This is a genomic window from Vibrio sp. 2134-1 (assembly GCF_033339495.1).
In genome coordinates this window covers 1-24,196 of sequence record NZ_JAWOUS010000021.1, presented here as the reverse complement: position 1 = coordinate 24,196, position 24,196 = coordinate 1, and the positions used below count along the sequence as shown (strand labels likewise).

Genomic DNA, 24,196 nt, shown 5'->3' with positions numbered 1-24,196 from the left:
TAACGCTTAATAGCAATCACCGAAATTAACAGTAACCGTAGCTCATTAGACGCTGGTAACGACGCTCACGTAGCGTCTCTTCATCCAATTGTTCTAGATCTTCTAGCTGACGAAGTAGTGTCGCTTTCATATTCGCTGCCATTTGAACATGATCGCGATGAGCGCCGCCTAGTGGCTCTTCAATGATTTCGTCGATCAGTTCAAGCTCTTTAAGACGCGGAGCAGTTAGACCCATTGCCTCTGCCGCTTGTGGCGCTTTGTCTGAATCACGCCATAAGATTGAAGCACAACCCTCAGGAGAAATTACTGAGTACGTAGAGTACTGAAGCATGTTCACGTAGTCGCCTACACCGATTGCTAGTGCACCACCAGAACCGCCTTCACCAACAACGTTACAGATTACTGGCACTTTAAGACCAGACATCACTTTTAGGTTTTTCGCGATAGCTTCAGATTGACCACGCTCTTCTGCGCCCACACCTGGATACGCGCCAGCCGTGTCAATAAATGTGATGATCGGCATGTTGAAACGCTCTGCCATTTCCATCAAGCGTAGAGCCTTACGGTAGCCTTCTGGTTTCGGCATACCAAAGTTACGTTTCACCTTTTCTTTGGTCTCACGACCTTTTTGGTGACCAATGATCATCACAGGGCGGCCTTCAAGGCGAGCCATGCCACCCACAATCGCTTTGTCGTCTGCAAACGCGCGGTCACCCGCTAATTCATCAAACTCCTCAAAAGCGTGTTGGATGTAATCCAGCGTGTAAGGACGTAGTGGGTGACGAGCCAGTTGAGCTGTTTCCCATGCACCTAGGTCACTGAAGGTTTTTTTCTTCAGCTCTAAGCTTTTCTTCTCAAGCTGTTCGATTTCTTTATCCAGGTCAATCGCAGAATCACCACCGTGACGAGAGACATCACGTAGTGCTTCAATTTTCGCTTCTAGTTCTGCAATTGGCTTTTCAAATTCAAGAAAGTTTAGGCTCATCTATGAATCCTTGTTTACTCAGCGTCTAACATATTGCGCTGAATTTTTAGTTAAATTCGAGTTCTACCTGGCTTTTGCCAAGCAACTGTTTTAAATCGTCGAGTAATGTATCACTTGGCGTAACTCGCCACTCGGTGCCCAATGTTAACCGCGCTCTGGCGTCGGCACGCTGGTAGTATACATTGACGGGTACGGTTCCGGCTTTGTGCGGTTCTAAAATACGGCTGAACTGCTCAAAAAACTGATCGTTGATCTGATTTGCATCTATCGATACCGACAAACCACGAGCGTATTTCTCGCGCGCACTGCCGAGATCCATAACTTCACGCGCCGACATTTTAAGGCCACCGTTGAAGTCATCAAAGCTGACCTGTCCAGAAACGACCAAAATTCTGTCTTTTTCGAGAAGTTCAGCGTATCGATCCAGCGCATCTGAGAACAACATCACTTCCATGCGACCACTTCGGTCATCCAGTGTCATAATACCAATTCGTGTACCACGCTTGGTCGTCATTACACGAGCGGCAATAACCAGGCCGGCTACCGTGACAGATTGATCGCGGCGAGTGGGCGTTGCGTCTTTTAGTCGACAACTGGTGTATTTGTTTAGTTCCTTTACGTAGGCGTTAATTGGGTGCCCTGTCAAATATAGACCTAGGGTATCACGCTCGCCCTCTAACCACACTTTTTCTGGCCAAGGCGGAACCTGCGTATACTTATGCTCTACTTCTTCAGGTGCATCCGTTAGCACACCAAACATATCCGTTTGACCAAACGCTTCAGCTTGGTGATGTTGACTTGCTGCTTTTACCGCATCATTGAGTGACGCCATCATCGCCGCGCGGTGTGGGCCTAGTCGATCCAACGCGCCCGCGTAAATCAGCTTCTCTATCACTCGTTTATTGACGCGTTTTAGATCAACTCGTGCACAGAAATCAAACAGGTCTTTAAAGTGACCACCTTTATTTCTCGCCTCAAGAATCGCATCGATAGGGCCCTCACCAACCCCTTTTATCGCACCAATACCGTAAACAATTGCGCCATTTTCATCAACATTAAAGCGATATAGGCCAGAGTTGATGTCTGGTGGCAGCACGGTAAGCTTCATACGGAAACACTCATCGACCAAGCCAACGACTTTTTCCGTGTTATCCATATCGGCTGTCATTACCGCAGCCATAAATTCGGCAGGATAATGTGTTTTCAGCCAAAGAGTTTGATAAGAAACCAATGCATAAGCAGCAGAGTGCGATTTGTTAAAACCATAACCGGCGAACTTTTCTACCAAGTCGAAGATTTTCATCGCCAACTCGCCATCGATACCGTTCTTTATCGCACCTTCTTCAAAGATAGCACGTTGTTTTGCCATCTCTTCTGGCTTTTTCTTACCCATTGCACGACGAAGCATGTCCGCACCACCTAGCGTGTAACCTGCTAAGATCTGCGCAATCTGCATTACCTGCTCTTGGTACAGGATGATGCCGTAGGTTGGATCAAGCGTCTCTTTTAGCGACTCGTGTTGCCACTTTTCATCTGGATAAGAGATCGCTTCTCGACCATGTTTACGGTCGATAAAGTTATCTACCATGCCCGATTGCAAAGGACCCGGACGGAAGAGTGCTACCAATGCGATAATGTCTTCGAAACAGTCTGGCTGAAGTCGCTTGATCAGCTCTTTCATGCCTCGAGATTCAAGCTGGAATACTGCTGTCGTTTCAGAGTTTTGCAACAAACGGAAGGAGGCAGGGTCTTCTAACGGTATGGATTCAATTTGAACCGGTTCTTTACCTTCTCGCTCTAGACGTGGATTAATCAGCCCTAACGCCCAGTCAATAATGGTTAAGGTACGTAAACCCAAGAAGTCAAACTTAACTAGGCCAGCGGTCTCAACATCGTTTTTATCAAATTGAGTAACCGGGAAGTGACCTTCAGCGTCTGCATAAATTGGCGCAAAATCGGTAATTGTTGTAGGTGAAATTACAACACCACCAGCGTGTTTACCGGCGTTTCGCGTACAGCCTTCCAAAATATGACACATGTCGATGAGTTCTTTAACTTCCTCATCGGCCTCATACAATTCAGGTAGTGCAGGTTCAGCTTTAAACGCTTTATCTAGCGTCATACCTGGATCGGGCGGGATCAGCTTTGAAATACGATCAACAAAACCAAATGGGTGGCCCAATACGCGGCCAACGTCACGGATTACCGCTTTTGCCGCCATGGTACCAAACGTGATGATCTGAGACACCGCGTCACGACCGTACATTTCCGCAACGTGGTCAATAACCTGGTCACGTTTATCCATACAGAAATCGACGTCGAAATCGGGCATCGAAACACGTTCTGGGTTCAAGAAACGTTCGAACAGCAAGTCGTATTCTAGTGGATCCAGATCGGTGATTTTTAGTGCGTAAGCCACCAAAGAACCAGCACCGGAACCACGTCCAGGACCGACAGGAATTCCATTATCTTTTGACCACTGGATGAACTCCATTACGATCAAGAAGTAACCAGGAAATCCCATTTGGTTGATAACATCTAGCTCTATCTGAAGACGTTCATCATATTCAGGGCGGCGACGTTTTCTCTCTTCCTCATCTGGAAATAGGAACTCTAAACGCTCTTCCAACCCCTCTCGGGATTTCATGACTAGGAACTCAGTCTCTTTCATCCCTTCGGTTGGGAAAGCTGGTAGGAAGTACTCCCCTAAGCGCACAGTCACGTTACAACGCTTCGCTATCTCGACACTGTTTTCTAACGCTTCAGGAATATCAGCAAACAGCTCGCACATTTCTTCTTCTGTACGAAGATATTGCTGCGGACTGTAGTTTTTTGGCCTGCGCGGATCTTCTAATGTGTAACCATCGTGAATCGCTACGCGTATTTCATGAGCATCAAATAGGTCTGGACTCAGGAATACAACTTCATTGGTCGCCACTACTGGCAAGTCTTGCTGCTCTGCCAATTCAACCGCAAAGTGAAGATAAGTTTCTTCATCTGGACGACCGGTACGAAGTAGCTCAAGATAAAAGCGATCTGGAAAATGCTGTTTATAGAAATCAACACACCCTTGCACTATTTGACGGTTGCCTTTCAAAAGGCCGCGACCAATTTCCCCGCTTTTACCACCGGATAATACAATCAGGCCTTCAGACATTTCAGCCAACCAGGCTTTGTCAATCACTGGGTGGTGTTGAACATGTCCACGTAAGTACGCTTTTGATATCAATAACGTCAGGTTCTTATAACCCACATTATCCGCCGCAAGCAAAGTCACTTGTGTCAGCTCTTCACCAAACTCGTCCGACTGCATTTTAAAGTCAGCACCAATGATCGGTTTAACACCACTGCCATGCGCCGTACCGTAAAACTTCACCAAACCACATAGGTTGGTAAAGTCGGTCAACGCCATTGCGGGCATACCGAGCTCAGCAACTTTCTTTACAATTGGCGGAACTTTGTTGAGGCCATCCACCATCGAGAAGTCACTATGAACACGCAGGTGGATGAATTTGGGATCTGACATTAACAGGTACCGTGTAACTCTATTTTGTTGGGGATTCTAACCTAAAGAGGTTGGGTTTATAACACCAATTAGATCGTTTGATTATTCTATGCCTAACGCTTTTTTTACTGGCTTGAAACTCTTGCGGTGTTCACTGATCACTCCGTGTTGCTCAATCGCTTCAAAGTGCGCTTTAGTTGGGTAACCTTTGTGCTTCGCGAAGCCAAATTGTGGATGAAGTTTATCCAACTCTTCCATCTCTTGGTCACGCACGACTTTGGCAATAATTGAAGCCGCACTGATTTCGGCAACACGTAGATCGCCTTTTATTACAGCTTGAGCATCCATTGGCAGCTCCGGACAACGGTTACCATCAATCAACACCAAATCAGGTTGAACCTGTAACCCCGCCACTGCACGCTGCATCGCAACCATAGTCGCCTGCAAAATATTCAGTTGATCGATTTCTTCAGGAGAACAACGCCCGACCGCCCACGCCAATGCTTTTTCTTTGATTTCAGGAAGCAGCGCCATGCGTTTCTTTTCGGTCAATTTTTTCGAATCGTTCAACCCTTCAATAGGATTGTTAGGATCAAGGATAACCGCAGCGGTGACGACGTCTCCTACCAAAGGGCCACGTCCGACCTCGTCGACTCCGGCCACAAGCTGATAACCTTGCGGATATTCAAACGGAGGGAGTTCAACTTTGGTTTTGGTCGCTTTTGGTTTAACAGCCATGATAAATCTCTATTTCTCAATCAGTTTTAGAACCGCGTTTGCGGCTTGTTGGTCCGCATCTTTACGAATCCAATGATGCATTTCCGTAAACTTATCTAACATCGGTTTATTGTCGCTTTCCAATAAGCGAGAAACCTCAGTAAACAAATTGTCTGGTGTGCACTCATCTTGTAGATATTCTTTGACGAGCTCATCATCCGCCAAGATATTCGGCAATGACACATACTTCGTTTTCAATAGACGTTTAGCTAAAAAAGCAGTAAATGCATTCACACGATAACCCACCACCATTGGACGCTTGAGAAGCATACACTCCAACGCTACGGTACCGGAGGCCAACATCACGGCATCGGATGCGGTGATGACGTTGCGTGCGGTGTCATCAACTAACTTGAAGTCCAACTCTGGCGCTAGCTCTTTCCATGCTTGTTCAAACTGCGCACGGCGTTTTTGATTAACAAGCGCGACAACAAACCCCAGTTCTGGAAATTTTTTATGGAGTAACTTGCAGGTTTCAATAAATGGCTCTGAGAGCATTTTTAACTCGCTACCACGACTGCCTGGCAGGACAGCAAGCCACTTTTTATCTTGTTCTAAACCAAGCAACTCACGTGCAGGCGCTTGTTCTGATTCTAGTGGGATGGCATCAGCCAAGGTATGACCAATGAACTCGCAAGGTACATTAAATTTGTCGTAGAACGCTTTCTCAAACGGAAGAAATGCTAGTACCAAGTTCGTTGCCGCTTCTATTTTAAAGATGCGCTTCTGACGCCAAGCCCAAACAGACGGACTCACGTAATGAACGGTTTTAATGCCCGCTTGCTTGAGGTCAAGCTCCAAGCGTAAGTTGAAGTCAGGAGCATCGATCCCTATGAAAACATCAGGCGGATTCTGAGTAAAATACTGAACGAGCTCAGCTTTCACTTTAAGAAGTCTCGGTAAGCGGCCTAAAACCTCGACTAATCCCATCACCGCAAGCTCTTCCATATCAAACAGAGACTCGCAACCTTGGGCTATCATTTTCGGACCGCCAATGCCTACGAACTCTGCGTCTGGATATTGTTGCTTTACTGCTTTGATAAAGCCTTCACCTAGCGTATCGCCAGACAATTCTCCGGCAATGATGCCAATACGTAATGGTCTTTCCATATCTACTTCGCTATTTTTCCTGTGCGCTATGGATAACGGTTTGCCTTATCCATAAAACACAAAAAGATCGTAACCTCAAATTCGGTCACGATCTTTTTATTTATTGGTTCATTCGCCAATTAACGAATAATGCCACGTTCCGTCGTTTCCAGAATATCTGAGAAACGCTTCACTGCTGGCCACTCTTGAGCCATTTCAGCTAGAATAGGCTTCACTTCTTCTAGCGTCTTACCTGAACGGTAGATTTCTTTATACGCTTTTTGCAGCGCACGAATCTCTGGTTTCTCAAAGCCATTACGCTTCAAGCCAACAAGGTTCAAGCCGAAAGGTGTTGCGTGGTTACCTTGCGCGAGTACGTAAGCTGGGACATCTTGCACCACTGCTGAGCAGCCGCCAATGTACGCGTAAGCGCCCACTGTACAAAACGGGTGAATCGCAGACAGCGCCATCACACCAGCATAATCATCAACAGTAACGTGACCACCAAGAATCGAGTTATTACCGATATGAGTGTGGTTACCAATAACAACATCATGCGCAACGTGTGCATTCACACACAATAAGTTGTCATCACCAATGATCGTGGTTGCTTTGTCTTGCACTGTGCCGCGGTGAACTTGGACCGCTTCACGAATGACGTTACGATCACCGATAACCACAGTTGTGTCTTCACCACCGTATTTTTTGTCTTGGTTTTCTTCACCAATGACAGCATGTGGGAAAATACGGTTATCTTTGCCAATAGTTGTGTGACCTTTGATCACAACGTGAGACATCACTTCTGTGCCTTCACCAATTTCAACCGTAGAGGTGATGTACGTAAAAGGACCTACTGTTACGTTAGCACCAATTTTGGCGCCCTCTTCTACCACCGCTGCCGGGTGGATTTTAGCGGTTTCATGAATCATATTAAAACTCTCGACGAGCACACTTCAGTTCTGCAGAACATACCACTTCGCCGTCAACTTTTGCTACACCGCTAAATGCAGCAATGCCGCGACGTTCTTTCAGAAATTCTACCTCAATAACCAATTGGTCGCCCGGAACCACTGGTTTACGGAATTTCGCGCCGTCTACGCTTGCAAAGTAGTACAGTTCATTTTCTGTTGGTGCACCAAATGATTTAAATGCAAGTAAGCCTGTTGCCTGAGCCATTGCTTCTAAAATCAAAACACCTGGGAATACTGGTAGTTGAGGAAAGTGACCTGTGAACTGAGGTTCGTTAACCGACACGTTTTTAATCGCGTGAAGGTACTTCTCTTCTTGGAAGTCTATCACTCGGTCGATCAATAAGAATGGGTAGCGATGAGGTAGTAGCTCTTGAATTTCAGAGATGTTCATCGTTTTCTTTTCAGTAGTCAAAGTCGTCTTCCTATATCAATTTTTTGCCGCCAAGATGGCAAACGTGGCAACAGGTCGTAAAGCCGAATCGCTTTGCAATATACTAGCAAAATACGCACCATCTTGGAGTTAAATCTACTTAGAGCGCGTCATTATAGAAGAAAAAGACCCGCATTTCGCGAGTCTTCGTACAGAATATGGAACTAGAGCCTGTTAGCTTTCACGTTAAATACAGAGCGAAAGATAACTTGTTCTAAATTTCTTCTTTCTGTTCCAGCTGTTTTTCAACCGCTTTCAGGCGCTTATTCATCTCATCAATACGGTGAACTCGAGTTGCAGTTTTACGCCACTCTCTGTTCGTTTGTAGTGGAATACCTGATGAGTAAAGGCCTTTTTCTTCGATACTGCGCATTACCATGCCCATACCTGTAATCGCCACACCATCTGCGATAGTGATATGGCCATTCAGAACAGACGCACCGCCAATCTGGCAGTACTTACCAATTTTTGTACTGCCCGCGACAATAGTACCACCAGGCATCACGGTACCATATCCGATCTGCACGTTGTGCGCGATTTGAAGTTGGTTATCCAGAATGACATTGTCTTCAATGATAGTATCTTCGAGTGCACCGCGGTCAATCGTAGTACAAGCACCAATCTCAACGCGGTTACCGATACGCACTGAACCAAGCTGAGGAATTTTAATCCACTCGCCTTTGTCATTCGCGTAACCGAAGCCATCAGAGCCAATGACGGTACCCGATTGAACGAGACAGTCATCACCTAATGACACTTCATGGTAGATAGTGACATTAGCCCAAAGCTTGGTGTTATTCCCTAGCTTGGCGTTCTTACCGATAAAACAACCAGCACCAACACTTACGTTGTCGCCGAGTTCCACGCCCGTTTCAATCACAGCGTTAGCGCCGATTGTAACGTTCTCACCCATCTTAACGTCAGCGGCAATCACAGCACTTGGTGCAATATCGTCTGCCGGTTTTGGTGTGGTATCCATCGCTTGAACCACACGAGCAAATGCGACATAAGGGTCTGAAACCACTAGCGCATTTCCAACGCATTGATCTTTATGCTCAGCCTTTACCATAACAACGGTAGCTTGGCACTCAGAAAGGTGTTTTGCGTATTTTGGGTTAGACAAGAAGGTTACGTCACCTTCTTGTGCTTTATCCATTGGGGCAACACGGCTTACAACGAGAGACTCGTCACCAAACAGCTCACCCCCGGTAATTGTCGCCAATTCGGCTAATGTCAATGTCTTCATAACTTCTTATTTTAGAGCTTTAATTACGTCTTCAGAGATATTGTATTCTGGCTTGCCGTACTGCAAAGCAGAGATATCAATCACAAGATCGTAACCATTTTTGTCTGCGACTTTCTTAACTGCATCTTGAATCGTTTTGAAAAGCTTCGCTTTTTCTTCAGCTTCACGACGCGCACTTGCTTTTTCAAGTGCTTGTGCTTTCACTTTGTACTCGCTGTCTAGCTTCGCGATATCGATACGTAGCTTTTCAACTTCGTCTTGACCCAAAAGCTCGCCGTCACGTTGTAGCTTCTCAATCTTTGTTTTAGCTTGTGCTTGGATTGACTTCAGTTCATCAGCTTTGCTTTTGAAGTCTTTCTGCATTTTTTGTAGTACAACTTCACGTTGAGGAAGAGCTTGAAAAACTTGAGCTGTATTTACGTAAGCAATTTTCTGTGCAGCTTCTGCCGCATTTGCAAACATTGAAGAGCTCAGTACAAGAAGGCCAATCCCAGCCGCTTTGATCATTTTATTCAAAATATTATCCTCTTTAGAAAGTTCTACCGATAGTGAATGTGAAGAACTCTTCATCATCGCCATCAAATTTCTTAATTGGTTTCGCTAGTGAGAAGACTAGTGGCCCCATTGGAGACATCCACTGCAACGCCGCACCGTAAGAAGAGCGGTAGTTGGTTGGATCTGAGTAATCGTAGTAGTAGTTAGCACCCGAAATGTTGCTATTTTCTCGATAATCAAACTCGGTATCCCAAACACTTGCCATATCAAAGAAGATACTGGTACGAATTTGGTTTTGTACTTCCTCTGATGCGAACGGCGTTGGAACGATCAACTCAATACTTGCTAATGCGACTGCGTTACCACCCACTGAATCATCTGTCGCAATATCTGTACCATTGTTAGAGCCGGATGTATCGCGGTAAACCGCTTTAGGGCCAACAGAGTTTGAGCCAAAGCCACGAAGCGATGTAAAGCCACCGGCGTAGTAGTTTTCGTAGAATGGGAACAAGTTATCGTTACCATCCGTTTGACCGTAACCATTACCGTAACCTAAGCGGCCACGGAACAAGAGGGTAAACTCGTGCTTTTTAGTCAATGGCACATACTGGCGAACATCGTACTGCATTTTGAAGTATTGAACGTCAGAGCCAGGTACGGTCATTTTATAGAATGCACGCTGATGGTTACCTGCCGTAGGGAAATAGCCACGGTTTAAGTTATTACGTGTCCAAGAGATATTGAAGTCGAAGTCGTTCGTATTCAATGCCCCACTTGAATCTATATTATCTTTTTGCGCTTCTAAGAACTGCTCTACCTGCAAGTAAGGCGATAAGTTACCGATCTTGTTGTGCGTATAACCGACACCGAATTCAAAACGGTTCAACTCATCGAATGGGAAGCCCCACGTTAAGCTCGCGCCATAGCTTTCGTTGGTATAGTCAACGATATTGGCTTCTTTCGCTTCAAATTCGTTATAGAAAACCTTACCACCTAAGCTTACACCGTCTAAGTTCCAGTACGGATCACGGTAATCAAGACTGATGTTTTTCTGGTAGTCATTCATCATCGCGTTGATACCAACACGGTTACCGCTACCAATAAAGTTATCTTGTTGCAGGCCAACCTGGAAGCTCACACCCGATTCTGTACCGTAGCCAACACCGAAGTTAACGCTACCAGAGTTCGCTTCTTTGACAGAGTAAACTAGGTCAACTTGATCATCACTACCAGGAACTCGAACCGTCTGTACTTCAACATTTTCAAAGTAGCCCAAACGATTTAGACGAGTTTTACCCGTTTCAATCGATTTCGAGTTCAACCAACTGCCTTCCATCTGACGCATTTCACGACGAAGGACTTCATCTTTGGTTGAGTTATTACCCGTGAAGCGAATATCACGAACATAAATTCGGTTACCCGGGTCTACGTTAACGACCAAAGAAACTTCTTGATTCTCGTCGTCAAACTCTGGAATGGTATTCACTTGAGGATAAGCATAACCGGACTCACCAAGCACACGCTTAATCCCTTCTTCCATTGAAGTCACCAACGAGCCGTTGTATGTCTCATTGTCTTCAAATGGCACAAGTCTTTCGAACGTCGCTTCCTCACCAATCAAATCACCACGGAACTTCACGTCCTTAACGGTGTAAACCTCGCCCTCTTCTAGACCAAGAGTAATGTATACCCCTTTCTTGTCAGGAGAGATTGCAACTTGTGTCGAATCAACGTTAAATTTTAAGTAACCACGATCCAGGTAGAATGATTTGAGTGCTTCAATATCACCTGCAAGAACTTGCTTTTGATACTTTTCATCAGAAAGGAAATTCCACCACGGCACATCAACATTTAAGTTAAAGCGCGAAAGCAGCTCTTCATCACTGAACACTTCATTACCGATAAAGTTGATTTGCTGAATTTTTGCCGACACACCTTCAGTAAAGACAAACTTAAGATCAGAACGATTACGTGGTAGTGGAGTCACCACCGCTTTTACTGTTGCGTTGTATTTACCTACGCTGTAGTAAAAGTCTTCTAAGCCTTTTTCAATGTTGCTTAGCGTGGTGCGGTCAAGCGCTTCACCTTCACGAACGCCAGACGCGTTCAGGTTTTCTTGTAGCTGCTCGTCCTTGATTGCTTTGTTACCTGAAAAAGAGATGCTTGCAATGGTAGGACGTTCTTTGACTTGAACCATCAGAACACCACCGTCACGCAACACTTTCACATCTTCAAAGTTACCAGATGCATACAGGGCGCGGATAATTTCTGCAACATCGCCTTGGCCAATGGTATCACCGACACGTACAGGCATTTTCAACAATGCAGCACCCAGTGCTACACGCTGCAATCCATCGATTTCAATATCTTGAACTACGAAGTTCTCTGCTCCATTTGCAGATACACTGGTCGCCAGTAAACTTGCAAATAGAATTCGCTTAATCGCCATACTTGTTCTAATTATTCCTTGCTACTGCTTTTGTCTCTGAACTATCACAGACGAGTAAAATCATTAAATAGCGCTAACGCCATGAGCGAGAAGATGATCGCACCACCAATTCTAAAGCCCATTTCCTGCACTTTCTCAGGAACAGGACGTCGAATGACTGCTTCAATTGCAAAAAACAACAAATGACCGCCATCCAACATTGGTAAAGGAACGAGATTAATAATACCTAGGTTAACACTAATTAGAGCCAGAAAACCTAAAAAGTAGACCAAACCATAATCTGCTGTCGCGCCTGCGCCTTTGGCTATTGATATTGGTCCACTCAGATTATTCAGACCAACGTCTCCAACAATCAGCTTCTTAAGCATGCTGATTGTCAAACCAATGACTTGGCCAGTTTTGTCTACTGCTTTACCTATTGACTCGAATACACCAAACTGAAGATCGAAGCGATAACTTTCTGGCCATTCTGCGACTTTAGGTGCAATACCTGCAAAACCAACGACTTCTTTGTTAGCTAGCTCACGGCTACCGGGCGTCAGCGTCAATGTTTGCTCATAACCCTGACGTAACACCGTCAATTCAAGCGGTGTATCAGGATTAGAACGAACCGCTTCAACCACTTGCTTCCATTCGGTTACGCGTTGTTGACCAATTGCGACAACCTCATCACCTGGAAGCACACCGGCTTTTTCCGCCGCTCCACCTTGCGAGACCTGCTCGATAACTCGATACACCTCCGGTGTATACGGAGCAAAACCTAACGACTGCATCGCTGACTGAGTTTCTGGGTCGAACTTCCACTCACGTAAATCGAGCGTTTTCGTTACTTCTGAACCAACTTCATTCGCTGACGTTAGTGTTACCGTCATCAAATCATCGCCAATATGAGAAATCAATCCCATATTTACTGATTCCCAATCCGGAGTTTTGATACTAGATATCGATTTAAGTTCCATTCCAGATTCAATTCCAGCTTCCGCAACAATCGAATTGGGCGTAACTTCACCAATTACAGGCTTAACAGCAGGGATACCAATTAGAAATACCAGCCAATAGGCAAAAATTGCGAAAAGAAAATTAAAGATGGGGCCAGCCGCAACAATAGAGGTTCGCTTCCATAACGGCTTCTTATCAAACGCTAGGTGCTTCTCATGTTCTGGCACCTCATCGACACGGCTATCAACCATTTTCACATAGCCGCCGAGAGGGATCATTGAGATGCTGTACTCCGTTCCGTCTTTGCCTACTTTACTCCAAATAGACTTGCCGAAACCGATTGAAAACTTTTCAACTTTAACGCCGCAACGGCGAGCAACCCAAAAATGCCCAAATTCGTGCACGGCAACAAGAATGCCCAGTGCGACGATAAAAGAAATGAGATTCCACAATATACCAGTCATCAGCTACGCTCGCGTATGGTTTCTAGGGCAATAGTTCGTGCCATTCTATCTAGCTCGAGCAAGCTTTCCAAGCTATTCGCATTCTCAGCTTTGCAGCTTGCGTTGATTTTATTCAACACAGACTCATTGATGCGAGCAATATCGGTAAAACCTAGTCTGTTATTTAAAAATGCATCAACAGCGACTTCATTAGCTGCATTCAATGCTGTTGTTGCGTGTTGACCTTCATAACAGGCATCAATTGCGAGTTTTAAACATGGGTAACGAGCAAAATCAGGCTGCAAAAACGTCAGCTCACCAACTTTCGTGAAGTCTAGCGGCTTAACCCCAGCTTCCACTCTTGACGGGTATGACATGGTGAGCGCAATTGGCGTCGCCATATCCGCTTCTCCCATTTGTGCCAAGACCGAACCATCACGATACTGAACCATAGAATGAATTACCGATTGAGGATGAATAACCACCTTCAGTTGTTCGCGAGCAGCATTAAATAGCCACTTAGCTTCGATATACTCAAGGCCTTTATTCATCATCGTGGCAGAATCAACAGAAATTTTTGGCCCCATCGACCAGTTTGGATGAGCAATCGCCTGCGCGGGTGTCACCTGCTCCAGTTCTGCGATGTCAGTGTAACGGAAAGGACCACCAGATCCAGTCAACAAAATATGAGAAATGCCATGTTCTTGTAAATTGCAACGACCTAGATTGGTTTGTACTTGCTGTGGTAAACATTGGAAAATGGCGTTGTGTTCACTGTCGACGGGAAGTAGCTCTGCGCCAAATTCTTCTACAGCATCAATAAAAAGCTGGCCTGACATTACAAGTGCTTCTTTATTTGCCAACAAGACTCGCTTACCTGCTTTCACGGCAGCCATAGTAGGCAATAAGCCGGCTGCTCCTACAATAGCAGCCATTACACTGTCGACCTCGTCCAGCGAAGCAATATGGCATAGCGCATCAACACCACCTAGCACTTCGGTACCTGGCGAAACCGAGTGTAGCTCAGCTTGAAGTTGAGACGCCGCAGCTTTATCTGCCATGACCGCATACTTAGGTTGCCACTGACGACATAGACCGATCATCTTTTCAACGTTAGTGCTTGCCGCTAAGGCAACGACAGAAAACAGATCTGGGTTTTGTTCGACCACTTTAAGCGTGCTTGCACCAATTGATCCAGTAGCACCAAGAATCGTTAACTTTTGCATGTTGTAAGACCGTTAGAAAGCTCAGGAGCGACGACGCCGCTCCTGATAAATTAGAATACGTAGTAAAGAAGAGCAAAAACTGGGAATGCTGCGGTTAGGCTGTCGATACGATCTAGCACACCACCGTGCCCTGGGATAATGTTACTGCTGTCTTTAATGCCTGAGACACGTTTGAACATACTTTCAACCAGATCACCAAGCACTGAAATAACGACAGTCACCAGCGTAATCAGCACCATATGGACAGGGCTAGTGAACTGGATATCGAACCAATCAGCAAATGCCCACGCTACGATTAATGCCGTGATAATGCCACCAATTAGCCCTTCAATGGTTTTATTGGGGCTTACATGAGGAGCCATCTTACGTTTGCCTAAGCTTTTGCCTGCAAAGTAGGCGCCGCTATCTGCAGCCCATACCAAGAAACAAACGTACAACACAAGCTTTGCGCCGTGGTATGGATCTACAGTGATGTCATACGCTCTGAGAATAATCACACTCCAAAGGAATGGGATTAATGTCAGAAAACCAAATACATGACGTAAAACAAAATTACTTTGCCAAGATTTCGTCGTTTTGGGGTAAGTAATCGCCATTAAGCTAGCAATAATCCACCAAACAAAACCAATACCCAAGACGACATAATGAGGTGTCGTTAAGTGATTGAGGCTATATGCATCAGGCGAGATGTATAGAAAACTAAGTCCGGTAATAATGATTGCCGGCACAAGGGCAGCAATGCGAGAGTTGCTTCCTGTAAACTGAGTCCACTCCCAAAAACCTAATAGCGTTATTGCAGTTAAAGCGGCAATAAAGCCCATTAGCGGTAATTTAAAAATGCCTAAAATAACCAGGGGAGCTAAAATTAGTGCTGTTATTATTCTCTGTTTCAAACTAACTAGTCCTTATTGAGCTGCCATCAATGCCTTTATTTGTTCACCTGTACAGCCAAAACGACGTTCTCGGTTGATAAACCAAGTCACAGCTTCTACCAAACTGTCTTCATCGAATTCTGGCCAGTACTCTGGTGTAAAGTACATTTCTGCATAAGCCATTTGCCACAACATAAAGTTGCTGATGCGGCACTCTCCACTGGTGCGAATTAAAAGATCCACTTCCGGTAGGTCTGCCATGGTCAAATGCTCAGTGATTAGCTGCTCATTGATATCCTCTACACGAATTTCACCGTTACGTGCTTTTAGCGCTAACGTTTTAGCAGCTTCTGTGATGTCCCATTTACCGCCATAGTTGGCTGCAATGTTGATCACCATACCCGTGTTATCTGCCGTTAGGTTTTCTGCTTCTACAATTTTCTTTTGTAGACGCTCACTAAATCGACTGGTATCACCGATCACGCGCAACCGTAAGTTATTTTTGTGTAGTTTTTTTACTTCACTAGACAGGACCGTGATAAACAGTTCCATCAAAAGACCCACTTCTTCCTCCGGACGACGCCAGTTTTCACTACTAAAAGCAAACAGCGTCATGGCTCTAATGCCTAGTTTTGAAGCAGCAGCCACGGTCTTACGAACGGCACTAACGCCTTTTTTATGACCAAATACGCGAGGTTTTCCTTTGGACTTAGCCCAACGGCCATTACCGTCCATAATGATGGCAATATGCTTAGGAAGGGAATCAGAGAAGGCTTGAGAATTTTGCATAGGGAGTTAATTGAGTTCCATCAGTTGGATAGACTAACATAAAAAAACGCTGAGCTGTGAGCACAGCGTTTTCCAACAGTGATGTGTGTGGGAGTATTAAACTTCCATCAACTCTTTTTCTTTTGCAGCAAGAACTTCATCGATCTTCTTAACTGCAACGTCAGTTAGCTTTTGAATTTCGTCTTGTGCTTTACGGTCTTCATCTTCAGAGATTTCTTTATCTTTTAGAAGCGCTTTAAGATCGTTGTTTGCGTCACGACGGATGTTACGAACAGCAACACGACCACCTTCAGCTTCACCACGGACGATCTTAACTAGGTCTTTACGACGTTCTTCCGTTAGCGGTGGAAGTGGAACGCGGATGATAGTGCCAGCTGACATAGGGTTTAGACCAAGGTCAGACGTCATGATCGCTTTTTCTACTTTCGGCGTCAGCTCTTTATCAAAAACCGTGATTGCAAGTGTACGTGCATCTTCAGCAATAACGTTTGCTACTTGGTTTAGAGGTGTTGCTGCACCGTAGTATTCTACAGAAATACCAGATAGTAGGCTTGGGTGTGCACGACCTGTACGAATTTTAGAAAGGTTGTTCTTAAGCGCTTCAACGCTTTTATCCATGCGCTCTTGCGCGTCTTTTTTGATTTCGTTAATCACAGTTTCACCTTAAAAATGTCATCTTTCCTGAAGAAAGCCTAAAACGGTTGAGCAAAGCAAGCACCACCCTAACACTTTGGAGTGGCACCTTAAGCCAAGCTTATTCGTTGATGAGCGTGCCTTCTGCTTCGCCCATAACCACGCGACGTAGTGCGCCTGGCTTGTTCATATTAAATACGCGGATTGGCATTTTGTGGTCACGAGCTAGCGTAAACGCCGCCAAGTCCATAACTTTCAGCTCTTTATCCAGAACTTCTGCATAAGATAGCTTATCATACAGCTCTGCGTCTGGGTTTGCTACAGGGTCAGCAGTAAATACACCATCAACTTTCGTCGCTTTTAGTACAACATCCGCTTCAATTTCGATACCACGTAAACAAGCAGCAGAATCCGTTGTAAAGAACGGGTTACCAGTACCAGCAGAGAAGATGACAACTCGGCCTTGGCGAAGCTCACGGATCGCATCAGCCCAATTATAGTCGTCACATACGCCTTTTAGAGGGATTGCAGACATAACGCGCGCATTTACGTATGCACGGTGAAGAGCATCACGCATCGCTAGGCCATTCATTACTGTAGCAAGCATACCCATGTGGTCACCAACTACGCGGTTCATACCAGCTTCAGCTAGGCCTGCACCACGGAACAAGTTACCGCCACCGATAACTACACCAACCTGAACACCCAGTTCAACCAGTTCTTTAACTTCTTGTGCCATACGATCAAGGACCGCAGGATCAATACCAAAACCGTCTTCACCTTGAAGAGCTTCACCACTCAGTTTTAATAGAATACGTTGATACGCTGGTTTAGGGTTCGTAGTCATGGAGTTTACCTTCCAAAGAGAGTTGTTGATTAACAGTCATGAATAGACACAACTTCAGTTATGGCTATTCATCACGGCTAATCGTTCACTGCTCATAAAAAGACCGCAGCCTTGGCTACGGTCTAATCTTTATACAGTCTCTAAGGATTAACCTTTTTGAGCTGCTGCAACTTCTTCAGCGAAGCTCATTTCTTCTTTCTTCTCGATACCTTCACCTACTTCTAGGCGAACGAACGTAGAAACTGAAGCGCCTTTTTCTTTCAGCATTTCGCCTACAGTTTTCTTAGGCTCCATGATGAAAGCTTGACCTGTTAGAGAGATCTCGCCAGTGAATTTCTTCATGCGGCCAACAACCATCTTCTCAGCGATTTCAGCAGGCTTGCCTTCGTTCATTGCGATTTCAACTTGAACCGCTTTCTCTTTTTCTACTACGTCAGCTGGTACGTCTTCTGGGTTAACGAACTCTGGCTTAGAAGCAGCAACGTGCATTGCAACGTGCTTAAGAGTTTCTGCGTCGCCTTCACCAGCAACAACAACACCGATTTTCTCACCGTGACGGTAAGAAGCGATTGCAGTGCCTTGAACGTATTCTACGCGACGGATAGTGATGTTTTCACCGATTTTAGCTACTAGAGCTACACGTGCGTCTTCGAATTGTGCTTGTAGTTCTTCAACAGAAGCTTTTGAAGCTAGAGCTGCAGCTGCAACTTCTTCTGCGAATGCAGTGAAGTTACCGTCTTTAGCAACGAAGTCAGTTTGGCAGTTAACTTCAAGAAGAACAGCAACGCCGTTTTCTTCTTTGATGATGATTGCGCCTTCAGCTGCAACGTTACCAGCTTTCTTAGCTGCTTTCGCTGCGCCAGATTTACGCATGTTTTCAATTGCTAGTTCGATGTCAGCGTTTGCTTCTACAAGCGCTTTCTTACATTCCATCATGCCAGCGCCAGTACGCTCGCGAAGTTCTTTAACTAGAGCAGCAGTTACAGTTGCCATTCTGTCTTCCTCGTTTGATTCGAAATAAGGTAAAAAACAGGGGCCTAACATTGTCGGCCCCCATTGCTAACTATAACTTAGTTTATGCTACACAAAGGTTTCACATAGACCAAGTGTGACACAGAGCCGCTATTATTCAGCTTCTACGAAACCGTCTTTTTCAGCAACTGCAGCTACGTCTTTGTTACGACCTTCAGATACTGCTGAAGCAGCAGCGTTCAGGTATAGCTGTACAGCGCGGATCGCGTCGTCGTTACCTGGGATTACGTAGTCAACGCCGTCTGGGTTAGAGTTAGTATCTACCACAGCGTATACTGGAATACCTAGGTTGTTAGCTTCTTTAATTGCAATGTGTTCGTGATCAGCGTCGATTACGAATAGAGCGTCTGGTAGGCCGCCCATGTCTTTGATACCACCAAGAGATTTCTCTAGCTTCTCCATTTCGCGAGTACGCATTAGAGCTTCTTTCTTAGTTAGTTTGTCAAAAGTACCGTCTTGAGATTGAGTCTCTAGTTCTTTTAGACGCTTGATAGACTGACGAACTGTTTTGTAGTTTGTAAGCATACCGCCTAACCAGCGGTTGTTTACGTAAAACTGGTTGCTTGCGATTGCAGCTTCTTTAACAGCTTCAGATGCAGCGCGCTTAGTACCTACGAATAGAACCTTACCTTTCTTCTCGCCAACTTTAGCTAGTTCAGCTAGAGCGTCGTTGAACATTGGTACAGTTTTTTCTAGGTTGATGATATGAACTTTGTTACGAGCGCCAAAGATGAATGGCTTCATTTTTGGGTTCCAGTAACGAGTCTGGTGACCGAAGTGAACACCAGCTTTTAGCATATCGCGCATTGATACAGTTGCCATTTTAAAATCCTCTATGGGGTTAGGCCTCCACATTCCCCATAACTCCGACCAAGCTTCTGCTCAGCACCCCGGAATATGTGACGGAATGTGTGTGATTTAAAGATAAAAGGTTATTCGGATGAAGCTTGCTTCGCCGCTTAACTTTGCTAAACGAAGAGAACAGTCCTCTATTCCGGCGCGCTTTATACCATATTTTAGCTCACTGTGGCTAGTAAAAATTATTTCTTCACCGAGCCACTTTCTCCTATTTATAAGCAAAACTTTAAACATATGATCGAATTAAGAATGATGCATATTCCTATCTAACTTGGGTTAACGCCCCGATGTCTGATAGAATGCGGTCATTCGCACGTTTACGTGCTTAGGAATAAGTAGAGAAAGCCAATGTCAATCAAGATTAAAACTGCTGAAGAAATAGAACGCATGCGCATTGCGGGCAAGCTAGCCGCAGAGATTCTAGAAATGATCGAACCACACATCAAAGTTGGTGTGACGACAGAAGAGTTAAACAAAATCTGTCATGAGTACGCTCTAGAAAAAGGTGCATACTCTGCTCCGCTTGATTACCATGGTTTCCCTAAGTCGATCTGTACTTCAATCAACCATATCGTATGCCACGGTATTCCAGCGGAAAAAGACGAAATCGGTAGCAACGGCCAAATGAAGCCGGCGGTACTAAAAGATGGCGACATCTTAAACGTTGATATTACCGTAATCGTTCCAAATGATGAGAATGCCGATCTGAGCGTGCGTCCTCAGGGGTACCATGGTGACACTTCTAAGATGTTCCTAGTCGGTGATGTTTCGCCTGCAAACAAACGTCTGTGCATGGTAGCTCAAGAAGCACTGTATGTTGGTATGCGTACCGTTAAGCCAGGTTCAACGGTTGGTGACATCGGTACAGCTATCGAGAAGTACATCAAAGAGAACAACAAGAACAATCCTCGCAACAAGTTTTCTATTGTGAAAGACTTCTGTGGTCACGGTATCGGCGATGAGTTCCATGAAGAACCACAAGTGGTTCATTACAAGAACAAAGACCGCCGCGTATTAAAAGAAGGCATGTGCTTTACTATTGAGCCGATGATTAACGCTGGTAAATTTGGTTGCTCTGTTGATGCACAAGATGACTGGACTGTTTACACGGGCGACGGCAAGAACTCTGCGCAATGGGAACATACCATTGTAGTAACAAAAGAAGGTTGTGAAGTACTGACGCTTCGTAGCGACGATACGATTCCTCGCCTAATGAAAAACGCGTAAAGCTGACGACCACTCGTTGTTTACTATATCCCTGCTTCGGCGGGGATATTTTTTATCTGCCGCAAATTTGTTAGATTGTTATTAGATTAGCTTGCACGGATGGCAAATATGACACTTCAGTCCCCTCTTACCTTTTCCGATGAACAAATCAATATCGGTGAACTCAAACAAGAATTAGAGAAGTTTAGCTCTAATCAAAACCAAGAGTTTCTCAATCATCATCCGGTAACAAGCTTGGTTTTAGCCAGAGCTGAATATATGGATCTGCTTCTCAATCGTTTGTGGCAACATTTTGGCTTCAAGGATATTTACAACATTTCTCTGGTTGCCGTTGGTGGCTACGGACGCGGCGAGCTGCATCCGCTCTCCGATATCGATATTTTGATTCTGTCGAACAATAAACTGCCAACCGCGTTAGAAGCAAAAATCAGCGAATTCATTACGCTGTTGTGGGATTTAAAACTCGAGGTCGGACACGCTGTTCGCACCGTTACTGAATGTGCTGAAATTGGTAAAGCCGATCTAACGGTCGCGACAAACCTGCAAGAAGCGCGACTGCTGTGTGGAAGCGAGGACACCTTTCAGGCACTGAAGAAAGTCGTGTTATCAGACTCCTTCTGGCCAAGTGAGACGTTTTACCGCGCTAAAATTCAAGAGCAGCGCGAACGCCATGCACGTTACCACGACACGACCTACAACTTAGAACCGGACATTAAATCAACCCCTGGCGGGCTGCGCGATATTCATACATTAAGCTGGGTCGCTCGACGTCACTTTGGTGCGACTTCATTGTTAGAAATGAGCCGATACGGATTTTTAACTGACGCAGAATACCGAGAATTGGTTGAATGTCAGGACTTCCTTTGGCGAGTACGTTTCGCTCTGCACATGGAGCTTCGCCGCTATGACAACCGCTTGACCTTTGCCCATCAAGCACAAGTTGCGGAAAATCTAGGCTACGTCGGAGAAGGCAATCGAGGCGTAGAAATGATGATGAAAGAGTTCTACCGCACGCTTCGTCGTGTGGCAGAGCTCAATAAAATGCTACTCAAACTCTTTGACCAAGCGATCATTAATGGTGGGGCAACAGAAAGTGCCGAGATTCTCGATACGGACTTTCAACGTCGCGGTTCTTTAATTGAAGCGCGGAAACCCGCATTGTTCCAAGCTCGCCCAGAAACTATTCTGGATATGTTCTTACATATTGCTAACGACTCAACTATTGAAGGGGTGAGCCCACCAACGCTGCGTCAACTGCGCACCGCTCGCCGTCGGCTCAACAAGTTTTTGCACACCATTCCTGCTGCGCGTGAAAAGTTCATGGCGTTATGTCGTCACCCTAATGCTCTGCACAAAGCATTCAGTCTCATGCACCGATTAGGGGTTATGGCGGCCTATTTACCGCAATGGAGTCAGATTGTTGGTCAAATGCAGTTTGACTTATTCCATGCCTACACAGTTGATGAACACAGTATTCGCTTACTTAAACACATCAACACTTTTAGTGACCCAGAAAATCATGCGAAGCACCCAATTTGCTGTGACGTCTACCCTCGGATGCAAAAGAAAGAGCTGCTGATTATTGCCGCTATTTTCCACGATATCGGGAAAGGTCGTGGCGGCGATCACTCGATTATCGGTGAAGGAGAAGCGTACGACTTCTGCATTGAGCATGGTTTATCGAAGCCCGAAGCGAAACTTGTCGCTTGGTTGGTAAGACATCATCTATTAATGTCTGTCACCGCACAGCGCCGAGACATTTATGATCCCGATGTCATTACCGAGTTTGCCAAAAAAGTCAGAGACGAAGAATCTCTCGATTATCTTGTATGCCTGACAGTTGCAGATATTTGTGCAACCAACCCAGAACTTTGGAATGCTTGGAAACGAACTTTACTTGCGGAGCTGTATTACTCCACACAACGTGCTTTACGTAGAGGCCTAGAGAACCCTGTCGATGTACGTGAGAGAATTCGCCACAATCAACAAATGGCCTCCGCTATGCTGCGCAAAGAGGGGTTTGCCGCGCGCGAAATTGAAGTATTGTGGCAACGCTTCAAAGCTGACTACTTCCTTCGTCATACCCATACGCAAATCGCGTGGCACTGCGAACACTTACTTCGCATGGAAGATCCGACTAAGCCTTTGGTGTTGATCAGTAAAAAAGCCACTCGTGGCGGCACTGAGGTGTTTGTATATACGAAAGACCAGCCTGCTTTATTTGCGACAGTCGTGGCGGAGTTAGATAGGCGTAATTTTAATGTACACGACGCGCAAATCATGACCAGCAAAGATGGGCACGTGATTGATACCTTTATGGTACTCGATCAACATGGCGAAGCGATCGATGAGTCTCGTCACGCCGCGGTGATTAAACACCTCACTCATGTACTGGAGGCAGGCCGACCAACCAAGATTAAAACGCGCCGTACTCCGAACAAACTTCAGCACTTTAACGTGAAAACCAAAGTCGACTTCTTACCAACCAAAGGTAAAAAACACACTTTAATGGAGTTTGTCGCGCTAGACACACCAGGGCTGTTGGCCAAAGTAGGCCGTACGTTTGCTGATTTAAATATCAACCTTCATGGTGCAAAAATCACCACCATTGGTGAGCGAGCAGAAGACTTGTTTATTTTAACCAGTGATGCAGGGGGAAGATTAAGTGAAGAACAACAGGATGAGCTAAGAGAGAGATTGATCGAAAAGTTATCTGATGAGGTCGCAGCTTAGATCAAACCTGCCAATCTTTTCGGTTCAGGGCGAGAGCGATCTTGCCCACAAGTTAAGCATTTTGGCTAAATATCAGCTATCTAGCTCATACATAGGCTGCTACAGTTATATCAATATCAATTCGATGTAATAGAGGTAGCCTATGTATCCCCACCTCACTGGTTTGGGTATTCACGACCCTAAGCAGATTGAACGTTATTCCCTACGCCAAGAAGCACACAAAGACGTACTCAAGATCTATTTCCACAAGCAAAAAGGCGAACTGTTCGCTAAAAGCGTTAAATTCAAATACCCACGCCAAATCAAAAATGTTCTTGTGGACAGTGGCAGTCACAAATATAAAGAAGTAACGGAAATCAACCGTAACCTCACATTAGTCATTGATGAACTGAATAAAATCACTAAGCCAACGAAACAACCTGAGGTTGATGTAAAAGAGAAAATTCTTTCAGACCTTCGTCATTTAGAAAAAGTCGTTTCGAGCAAGATCGCAGAGATCGAAGCGGATCTTGAAAAACTAAAGTAAAACGTTAAGTCTTAAATATTAAAAAGGGTTAGCATTGATGCTAACCCTTTTTATTTTCAGCCCTAAACCACCTACTTCAGTAGGTGGTTATCATCCGTTTCGGCTTTGCCTGTAAAACTACTCA

Annotated in this window: 20 protein-coding genes; 3 read left to right on the top strand and 17 right to left on the bottom strand. The window is 45.2% G+C overall.

Annotated features, from left to right (window positions below):
* Nucleotides 1–25 precede the first annotated feature (25 nt).
* The 17 genes from accA to rpsB all read right to left on the bottom strand — a co-directional run bounded on the left by accA (nucleotide 26) and on the right by rpsB (nucleotide 19,550).
* Nucleotides 26–985, bottom strand: a complete 960-nt coding sequence (accA, locus tag R7R78_RS19770) for an acetyl-CoA carboxylase carboxyl transferase subunit alpha (protein WP_005380365.1) — start codon at nucleotides 983–985, stop codon at nucleotides 26–28.
* 46 nt (nucleotides 986–1,031) lie between these two features.
* A complete protein-coding gene (dnaE, locus tag R7R78_RS19765; RefSeq protein ID WP_005385364.1) occupies nucleotides 1,032–4,511 on the bottom strand; it encodes a DNA polymerase III subunit alpha in 3,480 nt (1,159 codons plus the stop codon).
* A gap of 81 nt (nucleotides 4,512–4,592) precedes the next feature.
* The gene (gene rnhB / locus R7R78_RS19760; RefSeq protein ID WP_064368715.1) at nucleotides 4,593–5,228 is read right to left on the bottom strand and encodes a ribonuclease HII; all 636 of its coding nucleotides are present in this window, start codon (nucleotides 5,226–5,228) and stop codon (nucleotides 4,593–4,595) included.
* 9 nt (nucleotides 5,229–5,237) lie between these two features.
* Entirely contained in the window at nucleotides 5,238–6,377 is a 1,140-nt protein-coding gene (gene lpxB / locus R7R78_RS19755; protein WP_225474158.1) for a lipid-A-disaccharide synthase, read from the bottom strand.
* A gap of 119 nt (nucleotides 6,378–6,496) precedes the next feature.
* Nucleotides 6,497–7,285: an acyl-ACP--UDP-N-acetylglucosamine O-acyltransferase gene (gene lpxA / locus R7R78_RS19750; protein WP_005380357.1), complete on the bottom strand. Its 789-nt coding sequence runs from the start codon at nucleotides 7,283–7,285 to the stop codon at nucleotides 6,497–6,499.
* A gap of 1 nt (nucleotide 7,286) precedes the next feature.
* On the bottom strand, nucleotides 7,287–7,739 hold the full coding sequence (gene fabZ, locus R7R78_RS19745; RefSeq protein WP_005380349.1) for a 3-hydroxyacyl-ACP dehydratase FabZ: 453 nt from the start codon (nucleotides 7,737–7,739) through the stop codon (nucleotides 7,287–7,289).
* A 232-nt stretch (nucleotides 7,740–7,971) separates the two neighbouring features.
* Nucleotides 7,972–9,003, bottom strand: a complete 1,032-nt coding sequence (gene lpxD, locus R7R78_RS19740; RefSeq protein ID WP_005380347.1) for a UDP-3-O-(3-hydroxymyristoyl)glucosamine N-acyltransferase — start codon at nucleotides 9,001–9,003, stop codon at nucleotides 7,972–7,974.
* 6 nt (nucleotides 9,004–9,009) lie between these two features.
* Nucleotides 9,010–9,519: an OmpH family outer membrane protein gene (locus R7R78_RS19735; protein ID WP_005391804.1), complete on the bottom strand. Its 510-nt coding sequence runs from the start codon at nucleotides 9,517–9,519 to the stop codon at nucleotides 9,010–9,012.
* A gap of 13 nt (nucleotides 9,520–9,532) precedes the next feature.
* Entirely contained in the window at nucleotides 9,533–11,947 is a 2,415-nt protein-coding gene (gene bamA / locus R7R78_RS19730; protein ID WP_005380335.1) for an outer membrane protein assembly factor BamA, read from the bottom strand.
* Nucleotides 11,948–11,991: 44 nt separating this feature from the next.
* Nucleotides 11,992–13,350 (bottom strand): sigma E protease regulator RseP, encoded by a 1,359-nt coding sequence (gene rseP / locus R7R78_RS19725; RefSeq protein ID WP_225474157.1) that lies wholly within the window; start codon nucleotides 13,348–13,350, stop codon nucleotides 11,992–11,994.
* Nucleotides 13,350–14,555 (bottom strand): 1-deoxy-D-xylulose-5-phosphate reductoisomerase, encoded by a 1,206-nt coding sequence (ispC, locus tag R7R78_RS19720; RefSeq protein WP_005385353.1) that lies wholly within the window; start codon nucleotides 14,553–14,555, stop codon nucleotides 13,350–13,352. The genes rseP and ispC overlap by 1 nt, the downstream gene beginning before the upstream one ends.
* Nucleotides 14,556–14,605: 50 nt before the next feature.
* Nucleotides 14,606–15,448 (bottom strand): phosphatidate cytidylyltransferase, encoded by an 843-nt coding sequence (locus tag R7R78_RS19715; RefSeq protein WP_005385351.1) that lies wholly within the window; start codon nucleotides 15,446–15,448, stop codon nucleotides 14,606–14,608.
* A 12-nt stretch (nucleotides 15,449–15,460) separates the two neighbouring features.
* A complete protein-coding gene (locus tag R7R78_RS19710) occupies nucleotides 15,461–16,216 on the bottom strand; it encodes an isoprenyl transferase (RefSeq protein WP_005380331.1) in 756 nt (251 codons plus the stop codon).
* Between the two features lie 96 nt (nucleotides 16,217–16,312).
* Complete coding sequence (gene frr / locus R7R78_RS19705; RefSeq protein ID WP_005380330.1) at nucleotides 16,313–16,870, bottom strand: ribosome recycling factor; 558 nt, start codon at nucleotides 16,868–16,870, stop codon at nucleotides 16,313–16,315.
* A 100-nt stretch (nucleotides 16,871–16,970) separates the two neighbouring features.
* Nucleotides 16,971–17,696, bottom strand: a complete 726-nt coding sequence (pyrH, locus tag R7R78_RS19700) for a UMP kinase (RefSeq protein ID WP_005380329.1) — start codon at nucleotides 17,694–17,696, stop codon at nucleotides 16,971–16,973.
* Nucleotides 17,697–17,843: 147 nt separating this feature from the next.
* Nucleotides 17,844–18,689: a translation elongation factor Ts gene (gene tsf / locus R7R78_RS19695; RefSeq protein WP_005380328.1), complete on the bottom strand. Its 846-nt coding sequence runs from the start codon at nucleotides 18,687–18,689 to the stop codon at nucleotides 17,844–17,846.
* Between the two features lie 132 nt (nucleotides 18,690–18,821).
* On the bottom strand, nucleotides 18,822–19,550 hold the full coding sequence (gene rpsB, locus R7R78_RS19690; protein ID WP_005380327.1) for a 30S ribosomal protein S2: 729 nt from the start codon (nucleotides 19,548–19,550) through the stop codon (nucleotides 18,822–18,824).
* 384 nt (nucleotides 19,551–19,934) lie between these two features.
* On the opposite strand from rpsB, the gene map reads away from it, so the two are divergent.
* The 3 genes from map to R7R78_RS19675 all read left to right on the top strand — a co-directional run bounded on the left by map (nucleotide 19,935) and on the right by R7R78_RS19675 (nucleotide 24,072).
* Nucleotides 19,935–20,813, top strand: coding sequence for a type I methionyl aminopeptidase (gene map / locus R7R78_RS19685; protein ID WP_005380326.1), 879 nt, complete (start codon nucleotides 19,935–19,937; stop codon nucleotides 20,811–20,813).
* A gap of 108 nt (nucleotides 20,814–20,921) precedes the next feature.
* The gene (glnD, locus tag R7R78_RS19680; protein ID WP_017636037.1) at nucleotides 20,922–23,546 is read left to right on the top strand and encodes a bifunctional uridylyltransferase/uridylyl-removing protein GlnD; all 2,625 of its coding nucleotides are present in this window, start codon (nucleotides 20,922–20,924) and stop codon (nucleotides 23,544–23,546) included.
* A 142-nt stretch (nucleotides 23,547–23,688) separates the two neighbouring features.
* On the top strand, nucleotides 23,689–24,072 hold the full coding sequence (locus R7R78_RS19675) for a DUF3461 family protein (protein WP_005380322.1): 384 nt from the start codon (nucleotides 23,689–23,691) through the stop codon (nucleotides 24,070–24,072).
* The last annotated feature ends 124 nt before the right edge of the window (nucleotides 24,073–24,196 follow it).